Genomic DNA, 13,002 nt, shown 5'->3' on the forward strand with positions numbered 1-13,002 from the left:
CCTCCTAAATCCACATTTTTATGCGTGTAACGCTCTTCCATCTACAGCAAGTGCTGCTTCACCAATCGCCTCAGATAATGATGGATGCGGATGAATTGTATGTGCTACTTCCCAAGGTGTTGCATCAAGTACTCTTGCAAGACCCGCTTCAGAAATCATATCTGTCACATGTGGTCCAATCATATGAACACCAAGAATGTCATTTGTTTCTTCATCAACTACAAGTTTTACAAATCCATCTGATTCTCCGTATACAAGTGCTTTTCCAATGGCACGGAATGAGAACTTACCTACTTTTAACTTATAGCCTTTTTCTTTCGCTTCTTGTTCTGTTAAACCAACAGAAGCAACTTCTGGACTGCTATATACGCATTTTGATACCATAGAGTAATCAATTGGTGTAACTTCTTTCCCTGCAATATGTTCTACTGCAACAATTCCTTCATGAGAAGCAACATGAGCAAGTTGCAAGCCACCAATTACATCACCAATTGCGTAAATATGCGATTCTTTCGTTTGATAAAATTCATTTGTTTGAATGTATCCTTTTTCCACAATGATATCCGTATTCTCTAAACCGATATTTTGCGTATTGGCTTGTCTTCCTACAGATACAAGCATTTTTTCTGCTTTAAATTCTTTATTCTCACCGTTATGTTCAGCTTGAATTGTTACTCCATTATCTTTTACCAATGTTTCTGGTAATACTTTTGCACCAGTTACCACTTTAATACCTTTTTTCTTGAATAGACGTTGCATTTCTTTTGAAACGTCCTGATCTTCTAGTGGTAATATAGTTTTCGCATACTCTAGCACTGTAACTTCTACACCGAAGTCAGCAAGCATAGATGCCCACTCAATACCAATTACACCGCCACCAACGATAATAATTGAGCTAGGAAGCGTTTCCATTTTCAGAGCATGATCTGAAGACATTACGTACTCTCCGTCTAACTCTAATCCTGGTAATGAATTTGGACGAGAACCTGTTGCAACAAGTACATTTTTCGGAATCAACATTTCATTCTCTTCACCGCTTGCCAATTCGACTGAAATTGTTCCTGGCATTGGAGAGAAGATAGATGGTCCAAGAATCCGGCCGATACCTTCAAACACATCAATTTTACCTTGCTTCATTAAATGTTGAACGCCCTTGTGAAGCTGCGTTACAATCTTTTCTTTACGCTCTTGTACTTTTGCAAAGTTTAATTCTACATTGCTCGTTACAACGCCAAACTCTTCACTCTTTTTCGCAGTTGCATATACTTCTGCACTACGTAGCAATGCTTTACTAGGAATACACCCTTTGTGCAGGCAAGTACCGCCAAGATTATCTTTTTCAACAAGCGCTGTTTTTAGCCCTAATTGTGATGCGCGAATAGCAGCAACATATCCACCAGTACCGCCGCCGACGATGACTAAATCATATTCTTTTGCCATTATCTCAACCCCTAGCTACCGTTTCTTTTTCTCGTACAACATACTCTTTTGGATCTTCTTCTTCACGCAATACACGAAGCGCGCCTTCTGCTAATGCTTGCAATTCATCTTCTCCAGGATGTACAATCACATCTGCAATCCAATGAACACGATCTTTAATCTCATCAACAAGAATTTTGCTGTATGCAAGTCCTCCAGTTAAAACGATTGCATCGATTTTTCCATGAAGAACACTGCTTGCTCCGCCAATCTCTTTCGCCACTTGATACGCCATTGCTTTATAAATAAGAGTTGCCTCAGGGTCACCTTTTTCGACCATGTTTTCAACTTTAATTGCATCGTTTGTACCAATCAGACTCACTAATCCGCCTTGCCCAACAATCTTTTTCATCATTTCATCACGGTAATAGTCACCAGAGAAACACATTTCTATTAACTGACCAACCGGCACTGTTCCAGCACGCTCTGGACTAAATGGACCTTCTCCATTTAACCCATTATTTACGTCAATAACTTTCCCTTGCTTATGAGCGCCAACTGTAATTCCGCCGCCCATGTGTGCAATTAATAAGTTTAAATCTTCGTATTTACGGCCAAGTTCTGCTGCAACTTTACGCGCCACTGCTTTTTGGTTTAACGCATGAAAAATACTTTTTCTCTCCATGCCAGAAATTCCGCTAATGCGAGCGATTGGCTCCATTTCATCAACAACAACCGGATCAACAATGAAAGCTGGAATATTTAACCCAGAAGCAATTTCATACGCCAAAATGCCGCCAAGGTTGGAAGCGTGATGACCACTATATCCATTTTTCAAATCTTCTAACATATCTTCGTTTACTGTATACGTACCGCCTTCAATCGGACGAAGTAATCCTCCGCGTCCGCAAACAGCATTTAATTTTGAAATATTAATACCGTGCGAATGTAAAACCTCTAAAATTGTTTCTTTTCGAAATTCATATTGATCAATAATTCGTTTATATTCCCCGATTTTATCCACATCATGACGGATCGTTTCTTCTAAAACAGGTCGTTCATTATCAAAAACACCTATTTTCGTAGACGTACTACCAGGATTAATAACAAGGATTCGATTTAAGGACAATGTTGCTACCTCCACCTTTAAAAAATTCAAAAGGCAGTGGAGACCTCATAAGAGGTATCCACAGCTTTTGTAGAAGTTGTATATGATAGATTAGCGACGGCTAATAATGTCGTGACCGTTACGTAAGTATGTGCTGCGAGTATTTTTTAAACTTGCAATACGCTCTTCAGCTAGACGATCTGCTGCAACATAAGTTGGTACACCATCACGTTTTGAAATTTCAATTACTTTTGCAATTGTGTCATAAATAGACTCTACTCGTTTTAATGCACGTTCTCTATTGTATCCATATAATTCATCCGCTACGTTAATTACACCGCCCGCATTAATAACATAGTCTGGTGCATATACAATTCCCATTTCATGAACGATGTCACCGTGACGATCTTCTTTTAATTGGTTGTTTGCAGAACCTGCGATTACTTTCGCTTTAAGTTGTGGAATTGTTTCGTCATTTACTGTTGCACCTAGTGCACATGGTGCATAGATGTCACATTCTACACCGTAAATTTCATTTGGTTCAACTGCTGTTGCACCAAATTCTTCTACTGCACGTTGTACCGCTTCTTTATTAATATCTGTAACGATTAGTTGTGCTCCTTCAGCGTGTAAATGTTTGCATAAGTGATATGCTACGTTACCTACACCTTGAACAGCAATTACTTTACCTTCTAAGCTGTCTGTACCAAATGCTTCTTTTGCTGCTGCTTTCATACCACGATAAACACCATAAGCAGTAACAGGAGATGGGTTACCTGAAGAACCGAATGAAGGTGAAATACCTGTTACAAAGTCAGTTTCTTCATGGATAATATCCATATCATCAACAGTTGTACCAACATCTTCTGCAGTAATATAACGACCGTTTAATCCTTGAATGTAACGTCCTAGTGCGCGGAACATCGCTTCACTTTTATCTTTACGTGGGTCACCGATAATAACTGTTTTTGCACCACCTAAGTTTAAACCAGCTGCTGCATTTTTATATGTCATCCCTTTTGCAAGACGCAATGCATCTTCAATCGCCGCTTCTTCAGAATCATATGTCCACATTCTCGTTCCACCAAGAGCTGGTCCAAGTGTTGTATCATGAATTGCAATGATTGCTTTTAATCCAGATTCTTTATCTTGACAAAATACTACTTGCTCATAATCATATTTCTCTAAGTATTCGAAGATTTCTAATGTCATTGTCATTTCCCCCTAATTGTTTTACCCTTTTGGTTTATTTAGAAGCAGTCGCAACTGCTAAAGCTAATGAATATACTTTTGTTTCTGCTGAATCAGCACGAGATGTTAAAACAATCGGTGCTTTCGCGCCAGCAATCATCGCTCCTACCTTTGCATTTGCAAAATAGACAAGCGATTTATATAGCACGTTTCCAGCTTCAATCGTTGGGACGAGTAAAATGTCTGCCTTACCTGCTACATCACCTACTATGCCTTTATGCTCTGCTGCAATTTGTGATACAGCATTATCTAAAGCAAGCGGTCCATCGACGATACAACCTTTAATTTGTCCACGACGATTCATTTGCGTTAACATTGCTGCATCGATTGTCGCTTGCATCGCTGGATTAATAACTTCCACCGCTGCGATTGGAGCAACTTTCGGCAATTCGATTCCTATTGCCTGGGCAACTTCAACAGTATTTTGTATAATAGCAGCTTTTTGCTGCACATCAGGTGCAATATTCATCGCTGCATCTGTAACAAAAATAAAGCGATCATAATTTGGAACTTCAAACGCTGCAACATGCGATAACACACTGCCTTTTCGAAGCCCCCACTCTTTATTTAATACTGCTTTTAAAATATTTGCTGTTGGGATGTTTCCCTTCATAAGTACATCTGCTTCACCACTTCTTACAGCTTTCACAGAAAGTTCAGTGGCCTCAGCATTTGATGATGCCGAAATTACTTGAACATGTTCTGAAACTTGTAAGTCATGCTCTTGTAGCATACCCATAATTTTTTCTTGATTTCCATATAGACGAAATTGAGCTAGCTGTAATTGGATTGCTTTGGCTACAGCTTCAATTACTTCATGATCTTCAGCTACTGCTACAGCCACAGTTTTCTTAGGTTGTCCTGCCGCTTGATCAATTAGGTGTTTTAACTTCATATTTTGTAATCAACCCTTTCCGTCGTCCCTCGTATATTCTATAAGCAAATACCGTGCCAACTTTCAAAATTGGTCATACCAATTTTGAAAACGCATACAAAATGCAGTAAAATCAGTACTTTAGAAAATTACATAATATTCTGTCTTAAAATGTCGTTTTTTCGAAACCATGCAATAAATTGCATGGTGCGCAATTTATTGCATGCTATTTCTTGCATGGTCATACTTTTCTAACTTGTAATATAAATTTCGAACTGATATCCCTAACGCTTTTGCCGTCTTCGTTTTATTCCCATCAAATTTCTCTAAATATTCACTTATAATGTTCCCCTCAAACTCCATAACTAAATGTTCTAGCGACTTCTCTTCTAACTCAGGCAATAGATTCGTTCCTTTTAACTCCACTTGACCTTCCTTATGCAAAGGAGGTAAATGATGTACATCAATATACATTTCATTATAGTTCATAAAAATAATTGCCCGTCCCAAAATATTCTCAAGTTCCCTGACATTCCCCGGCCAATCGTACGATTGCAAATATTCAATAGCAGATTCCGTTAAACCTTCGATATTCCGGCCATAATCTTGATTAATTTTTTGAATCAATCGTTCCGATATAGCCGGAATATCTACCTTTCGTTGACGCAGAGATGGAATTTGAATCGGAATTTTATTTAGGCGATAATATAAATCTTCCCTGAATTCACCTTCCAAAATTGCTTTTTCTAAATTTACATGCGTCGCCGCAATTACCCGCACATTAATAGGAATCGCTTTCGTTCCTCCTACTTTCATAATTTCTTTTTCCTGCAAAACGCGTAATAATTTTGCTTGTGTATTCGCAGAAAGCTCTCCAATCTCATCTAAGAAAATACTCCCATTGTTCGCTTCTTCAAAGAAACCACGTTTACCGCCTCTTTTCGCACCAGAAAACGCACCTTCTTCATAACCAAACAATTCACTTTCTAATAACGTTTCTGAAATAGCTGCACAGTTCACTCGGACAAACTTATTATATTTCCGATTACTTCCATTGTGGATTGCATGCGCGAATAGCTCTTTCCCGGTCCCTGATTCCCCGCGCAGCAATACAGTTGCTGGTGTATTCGCTCCAAGCTTTGCTTGTTCAATTGCTGCCATCGTCTCATCAGACGTTCCTACAATATCCTCGAAAGAATATTTCGCTTCTAGCGTCCGAATAATTTGCCTCGCTCGGTTTAATTCATGAGTTAACTTTTGAATTTCGGATACGTCACGAATAACACCAACGCTTCCCTTCAATATCCCATCAACAATAATCGGCGCAACATTTACAATTACATCGCGTTTTTTCTGACCAATTTTCATATGAATCCCTCGTACCGCCCTACGCGTCCGAAGTACTTTCATATGCATACTCTCCCCTTCTACAATATCAGTCGTTGCAGGTTTTCCAATTATGTCATCCTCAGCAAGTCCTGTTAACTTCGTATAAGCAGGATTTATAACAAGGCCTCTTCCTTTCTCATCCACAACAGAAATCGCTTCCTCAGATGAATGAATGATTGCTTCTAATAATGTTTGAATTTCTTTTAGATCTGTAACTTCTTCCGCCAAGTCTACAACTTCTGTAATATCTTTGAAAATTGCAAATGCCCCTTGAACCTCTCCATCCTCTTTCAAAATAGGAATGCGCGTTGTAATAATCTTCTTCCCATTTCCTAATGTCAACTCATGATTCACTTCTATTTGTTTTGTTCGTATAATTCGAAGTAATTTACTAGTTGGGATTACTTCGAAAATGTATTTCCCCACTGCTTCCTCGGCTTTATAACCTGTTATACGTTCTGCACTTTTATTAAATAATTTCACATAACCTTCTGAATCAATGACAATCATTCCATCATGAGTAGAATTTAAAATTAAATTCCCTTGCTGCGTTTGTTCTTTCAATTTTCCGATTAAATCTTCTTTCTCATGAGCCAACTTCGTAACGATTTTCGCAATATCCCCTGGTATAAGTAGTGTAGTTGCTTGTTTTTTCGCTAAAAGAACCTTATGTAAATGATAATCACCACTCATATCAAAAATCACATCCACACCGACTGTAAGAAACGGATCTAACTCTTCTCCAACCGAAATACCCTGTTCTTTTGCGAACTGTAACCCTTTTGCCTTTGGGTTTATATCGATAACACCAATAACTTCAAATATATTAGAATATTGAAGCAAACCGAGAATTGTACTTCCACCTTCGCCCGCTCCAATAATTAACACTTTTTGTTTCACACTTTACACTTCCTTTCGAAGTATCTCTGCAAAATTTTTCACACCTTTATCTTACTCGTTCAGCAACTACTTGACAAATACCCTTTCCATATAACATCATTTAATATATACGAAATTATCTGAAAAGGAGCGTTACCTATGCAACGTTACCTCGCTCTTCTATTAGCACTCCTCCCTATTTCATTAGCAGTGCTAGGTATAAAATTAATGAGAGATACTGTATTCGGTATTCTTTTCTCTCCCATTCCGGTATTATGGCTACAATTTTTAATGGGTATATTCTGCTTTGCAATCGGTTTTTATCTCTTTGGCGGCTTCGTATTGTACCGTGATCGTAAGCGAAATAAAGTACAAACTCGTTTTCGCAGATAAGTAAACAAAAAATGAGACCTTCTCTAAAGGTCTCATTTTTTCACTTGCAATAAAGTTCTAGCCGTTTCCGGATAATCAGTAATGATCGCTGATATATCCATATCAAAATATTTACGCATGATAGTCTCCTCATTTATCGTATAAGGGCGAACTTCAACTCCACTTTCCATTGTTAACTCAGCGATCGCATCAGGAAGATAACGGTAATTCGGGTGAATTGCAGTAGCTCCCATCTTTTGCGCATAAGCCCATGGGCTATGTAAACCTTCGCGGTATAAAATCGCCGTTTGAATATCCGGAGCCATCATATGACATCTTTTCATACTGTAATGATTAAAAGAAGAAAAGATAACCCGATTTTCAAGACAAAATTTTCGTACAAGCGTTATAACTTCTTCTTCTAAGCCTCGATATGCAATTTTATTATTTTTAAATTCAATATTCAGCAGCAACTGATTAGATTGTAACCATTCTAACACTTCTTCTAACAAAGGAATCCGACAAAACCCTACCTTTTCTGAAAACTTGTAGCTAGCATCTAATTTTCGTAAGTCCTCGTATACATACTTACGAACGGCTCCCTTTCCATTCGTTGTACGATCGACAGTTTCATCATGAATCACAACGACTTTCCCGTCCTTCGTAAATTGAACATCTAATTCTATCCCATCTGCCCGAAACGATTCAGCAGCCTCAAACGAAATCATTGTATTTTCTGGATACGTCCCCGCTGCACCGCGGTGCGCAAATATAAGAGTCATCCTCACTCCCCCAATCTTATGCTATACTATACGAAAAAGGAGGTACTTCTATGAAACCATTACAAATTTCTCCAGACACTGCAATCCGACTTTCAAAAGCTCTTGGTGTTCCACTTGAGCAAATTATGCATATGCCACAACACATTTTAGTTCAAAAGTTAGTGGAATTAGAAAAACAAAATAAAGATAAAGAATAATATAGTCCTGTTTTACAGGGCTTTTTATTATCTCTATCCACCATACTTCCACCCATATCTTTCATAATATCATAAGCAGATTCTTATATAAACTTTAGAAATACACCAATAACAGCATCCATTTTAATAAAGTGAAACACCTTCATAGACTGCCCCCCTTGAATAACAAGACTTTTTAATCCCCCTCTTACAACTAGTCACGAAGAGCTCACTAACTAAAACAAGGAGGAGAGATACTATGAGTACCTCTCCTCCTTGTTTATTACTTTATTTTCAATAAACTATATCGTTATTATTTATCTTTTTTATGGTTTATTGATGTTTTGTTATGTTCTGTTTTCACCCATGTATGCTGCTGTTTCCATTTAATTAACCCAACAATTTGAGCATAGACAAACGTATATGCATAATAGAAAATCGAGAAACTCATTTGAATTAATTTATATTTTCGATTTGTATCTACCTTAACCGCATAATACATGCACACAACAAATTGATAAACAAATAGTACTAATGAAAGAATACTTGCTCCCAAAATCACCGCGACTAAACTTTGCCCAATACCAGGGATATCTTGATATGATTGCGTCGCAACCATATATCCCAAAGCAATTAAAAGCCCGATTAAAGTTATCGTCATTTGAACCGCACGTGTCATACCAAATAGATAAAACAACTGGTCAATAATTTTGACTTTACCTTTTTCGGTAAACAGCTTTTTCACCATCGGCTTAAAATTAGTGAAGGCTACATACCAATGCCCTTGGGACCAACGTGTACGTTGCTTAATACTAATTTTAAAGTTATCTGGTTTTTCATCGTATACACGAACAAAGTGATTCCACAATACTCTTCCGTTATCTTTAACAATTTCCATTTCTAATTCTAAATCTTCTGTTAAAGAATCAAAACGGAAACCACCATGTTTCATTAAATATTCCATTTTAACAATGAATCCAGTTCCACCAATAGCATTCGGTAAACCTACGCGATATTTTGCCAATTGGAAGAAACGGTTTGTTAAATAATAGCTCATCGCGTACCCCAATGATAAGTTGGTCGCTGAGTTTTTGGAATCTAAATAAATTTGAATTGCTTCAGGTTTATCCTTAGCGATGTACTGAGAATTTAATTCTTGTAAAACATTAGAATCCACGTGATTATCAGCATCTAGAATCATTAAACAGTCGTATTTTTCACTCAACTCTTCAAATCCTAAATAACGTAGTGCATATTGCAATCCTGCTGGTTTACCTACTCCCTCACGCGGAAATAGTTGTTCACTGGTATTTACATATTTCATGCCCTTTTCTTCACAAATATCACCAGTTCTGTCAGTACTATTATCATTTACAACATAAATATCGTATAAATCATCTCGATATTTAATTTTTCTCAAATTATCGATAGTCGAGCCAATTACCTTCTCTTCATTATGGGCTGCAACTAAAATTAAAAATTTTGTCTTATCTTCTATTAATTCGTAGTCTCGTTTTGCTTTACCGAATCCGAAAAGTGATAATATTACATAATATACAGTGTTAATATTAACGTATATTGTAATTATCGAAAATAAAGCTAATAAAACGGTAACCACTTTCCCACTCAAAAATTCCATATTCAGCCTCCTAAAAGCCTTTCAATACACAATATTATTATTATAAACGCTTCCACCATAATAATCTACCAAATTTAATATTTGGCGCAAGCATTTGCAATGAATAAACCTCTCTCACCGCAACAGAATCTATTTTATATAAAAAGAGTGCATATCTCAAGTCTATTGTTTTCTTGTTAATCGCCCTTTAGCTAACCACCAAATTCCACTAACTAACATAACATCTAAACAAACTGTGAATAAAAATAAGTGTTTAGCGAAATCTCCCTCACCACTTCCGATAAATGGTACAACATAAGAAACCATACCAATTACAGCTACAGCAGTAAGCAGGTCTGGAATAAGTCGCTCACCATGTGTCCTAGCTCGTCGATATTCTAATAAGATTCCTAACCCATATAAAATATACAGTAGTACAATCCATATAAACCCTTGAGGATGATATTGCTCTTTCACATGGCTCCATAATGAAAACGTTTCTACTTGAGCCGCAGGAGTTGGATTCTCTTGCTTTTCATAATTACCTAGAAAAGCAATTCCATCAACGGATGGACGAATCGTCCAAGCATATTCAGCCGTTGCTTCTAGTTTACTCCAAAGCCTTTGAGGATGAGTTAAATAAAACTTAGCGATATCTGGAAATTTTATTTTACTATATAACTCTTCATACAGTTTTGGATCTTCTTGTGGTATCACAGCATTAGACCAAAAATGCGTTCCAGCATTCACAGCAAGCTTTGGATCGACTCCAAGATCACGTAAGTCTTGTTCTGGGGTTGGAGAATCTTTCAGAACACCATAAAAGACTGTTTGATATATATTAATTTTATCAATCCAAGCGGGTGAACTTTTATAACAAATAAAAGATAAAATTAAAAGCAGCGCTGTCATTGATACAATTATACTTCTCCATATTGTATCCTTTCGCATAAACCATAATCTAATCGTAAGCAACGCTGCTATAAAACCCGCTGGCGTATATTGAGTTTTAGAACAAGCGAGCATAATTATCGAAATATAAAATAATATAACTACCCAAACAGAAGGGTGTTTCTGACGTGCCAGCTGGATCCCAAATGCGATTGTCAAAAATAGAAAAACATACGTAACCGCTTCTCCATACATAGAGTTGAAATATAATATATATCCAATATCAGCAAAAACAACTATTATTATCGCAACAAGTACACCATTAACAACTCTATTATTCGTTTTATTTAATTTAACAATTAAGTATAGAGCTAAAAGAAAAAGTACAATATATTCTACTGCTAGAACTCGTATATCAAACCAAGGGCCAGGCAGTATTTTCCCAATCCATAAGGCCGGTATCATAAGAATTAGCTGTGAAGAAACATAGTCACCTGACGCTGGATTAACATAAGCATATAGGTGATGAACAAATGAAAAATATCTATCTATCCTTGCTTCATTTGGATCCGGATACGCTAATCCAATTTGAACCATAATACGTTCAAAATCCCCATTATCAGCTAAACCAATAATTGGCTTAATAAGTAACAAACTTATCATCAATACCGCTGCGACAATTACCGCGATTACTTCCCATTTCAACCATTTCTTATACATTTCTTACCTCCTTTATACATGCTATATCTATTTATTATCAGATGAAAAACAAATTAAAGTGTATCTTTTCAACTTCTGTTAACTATAATTTATAGCTCCACTTATCAAGTTCGAATTTAGCCATCTGAATACAAAGATATTAATAACCAATAACTCCATATCTAAAAATCCATTTCAACTATACTCGAGCTTACAGGTCCAAGAAATTCAATCGAAATGACATAGTAGCTAACACCAAGGTCATATATAATCGACCAACTGCATTTTTAATAAACATCTACATAAACTCCCAAATTTTACTATATTATAATTTTCACAAAAATGATATAGGAGCACAAGTTCCCTCCTTCAATCGTTCTGACAAAAGCTCACTCTCTCCTTAAACTAACATATTTAAAAACAAAAAAGACCAATGAAACAGCCAATTCATTGATCTTCTTTATATATATTACCTTTAAGTTATTAATTCTAATCCTTATGCTAGATTTCACGAAAATTCTTCCTATATGATGAAACCTATTTCAGCTAGCCTTATGTTCAAGTCTCAGCTTATCCGCAACCATTGCGATGAACTCAGAATTCGTAGGTTTTGCTTTTGACATCGATACAGTATAGCCAAACAAGGACGAGATTGAATCAATATTCCCACGACTCCAAGCTACTTCGATTGCATGACGGATTGCGCGTTCCACACGGCTTGCTGTCGTATTATATTTTTTCGCAATATCTGGGTATAAAACTTTTGTAATAGAACCAAGAAGTTCAATATCGTTATATACCATAGAAATTGCCTCTCGCAAATACATATATCCTTTAATATGAGCCGGTACACCAATTTCGTGAATAATACTCGTAATACTCGCATCTAGATTCTTCGGTTTTCCATCTACTGTTGTTGCAGATCGGAAAGATGGTAGTGGACGTTTAATTGTAGCATTCGCTTTACCGCTAACTTGACGAATATTCCCCGTTAAATTTTCCATATCAAATGGCTTTAAGATAAAATAAGAAGCACCTAAATCAACTGCTTTTTTCGTTACATCTTCTTGTCCAAATGCTGTTAACATGATAACATTTGGCTGCTTTAGCCGTTCAATATGTCGCATTTTCTCTAATACAGCTAAGCCATCTAAATGGGGCATGATAATGTCTAAAACGAGTACATCTGGTTGTTTCTCTTTCAATAAATTCAAGCACTCTTGACCATTATAAGCTATTCCGATTACTTCCATATCATCTTGAGCAGCAACATAACTTTCTAACATTGATACCAGTTCCTTATTATCATCCACAAGACACACTTTAATTTTCTCCACAGCTTTTCCTCCCTTACCGAATCGATTCTCCCGACATGTGTAAGCTTCTAGGCTACATGAATTGTTCGACAATTGTGTGAAATTTCCCTTTTAAAGTTTCTTAATTTCCGATAAAATCACAAAAAAATATGTTTATCGTTCATTTATTTTCTTTCTTTACACATTCCATCATAGGATTACAACGAAACGTTCACTCTTTTCTTTTAT

At 36.7% G+C, this 13,002-nt stretch carries 11 protein-coding genes; 2 read left to right on the forward strand and 9 right to left on the reverse strand.

The genetic code is table 11. The features are described 5' to 3' along the window. Positions 1 to 18 precede the first annotated feature (18 nt). The 5 genes from lpdA to CN373_RS05655 all read right to left on the reverse strand — a co-directional run bounded on the left by lpdA (position 19) and on the right by CN373_RS05655 (position 6,941). Entirely contained in the window at positions 19 to 1,440 is a 1,422-nt protein-coding gene (lpdA, locus tag CN373_RS05630; protein WP_001051282.1) for a dihydrolipoyl dehydrogenase, read from the reverse strand. A gap of 4 nt (positions 1,441 to 1,444) precedes the next feature. After that, positions 1,445 to 2,548, reverse strand: a complete 1,104-nt coding sequence (gene buk / locus CN373_RS05635; RefSeq protein ID WP_000056198.1) for a butyrate kinase — start codon at positions 2,546 to 2,548, stop codon at positions 1,445 to 1,447. Positions 2,549 to 2,638: 90 nt separating this feature from the next. Then, on the reverse strand, positions 2,639 to 3,739 hold the full coding sequence (locus CN373_RS05640) for a leucine dehydrogenase (protein ID WP_000171364.1): 1,101 nt from the start codon (positions 3,737 to 3,739) through the stop codon (positions 2,639 to 2,641). 34 nt (positions 3,740 to 3,773) lie between these two features. Next, positions 3,774 to 4,673 (reverse strand): phosphate butyryltransferase, encoded by a 900-nt coding sequence (gene yqiS, locus CN373_RS05645; RefSeq protein WP_098358927.1) that lies wholly within the window; start codon positions 4,671 to 4,673, stop codon positions 3,774 to 3,776. Positions 4,674 to 4,868: 195 nt separating this feature from the next. Further along, positions 4,869 to 6,941, reverse strand: a complete 2,073-nt coding sequence (locus tag CN373_RS05655) for a sigma-54 interaction domain-containing protein (protein ID WP_098358928.1) — start codon at positions 6,939 to 6,941, stop codon at positions 4,869 to 4,871. Between the two features lie 138 nt (positions 6,942 to 7,079). On the opposite strand from CN373_RS05655, the gene CN373_RS05660 reads away from it, so the two are divergent. Next, a complete protein-coding gene (locus CN373_RS05660; protein WP_098358929.1) occupies positions 7,080 to 7,313 on the forward strand; it encodes a DUF2627 domain-containing protein in 234 nt (77 codons plus the stop codon). A gap of 32 nt (positions 7,314 to 7,345) precedes the next feature. On the opposite strand, the gene CN373_RS05665 is transcribed toward CN373_RS05660, so the two are convergent. Next, a complete protein-coding gene (locus CN373_RS05665) occupies positions 7,346 to 8,074 on the reverse strand; it encodes a glycerophosphodiester phosphodiesterase (protein WP_000172567.1) in 729 nt (242 codons plus the stop codon). 50 nt (positions 8,075 to 8,124) lie between these two features. Between CN373_RS05665 and CN373_RS05670 the strand changes: the two genes are divergently transcribed. Beyond that, complete coding sequence (locus CN373_RS05670; RefSeq protein WP_000803574.1) at positions 8,125 to 8,271, forward strand: YycC family protein; 147 nt, start codon at positions 8,125 to 8,127, stop codon at positions 8,269 to 8,271. 292 nt (positions 8,272 to 8,563) lie between these two features. Here CN373_RS05670 and CN373_RS05675 read toward each other — a convergent pair whose 3' ends face one another. From CN373_RS05675 to spo0A, 3 genes are all read right to left on the reverse strand, one after another. Then, positions 8,564 to 9,889 carry a glycosyltransferase family 2 protein gene (locus tag CN373_RS05675; RefSeq protein WP_000395076.1) on the reverse strand — a complete coding sequence of 442 codons (1,326 nt, stop codon included), beginning with the start codon at positions 9,887 to 9,889 and terminating at the stop codon, positions 8,564 to 8,566. 162 nt (positions 9,890 to 10,051) lie between these two features. Continuing rightward, positions 10,052 to 11,479 carry a hypothetical protein gene (locus CN373_RS05680; RefSeq protein WP_000277222.1) on the reverse strand — a complete coding sequence of 476 codons (1,428 nt, stop codon included), beginning with the start codon at positions 11,477 to 11,479 and terminating at the stop codon, positions 10,052 to 10,054. Between the two features lie 521 nt (positions 11,480 to 12,000). Continuing rightward, positions 12,001 to 12,795, reverse strand: coding sequence for a sporulation transcription factor Spo0A (gene spo0A / locus CN373_RS05685; RefSeq protein ID WP_000411415.1), 795 nt, complete (start codon positions 12,793 to 12,795; stop codon positions 12,001 to 12,003). Positions 12,796 to 13,002 lie beyond the last annotated feature (207 nt).

It is taken from the genome of Bacillus cereus, assembly GCF_002561295.1.
Classification (GTDB): Bacteria; Bacillota; Bacilli; order Bacillales; family Bacillaceae_G; genus Bacillus_A; species Bacillus_A cereus_S.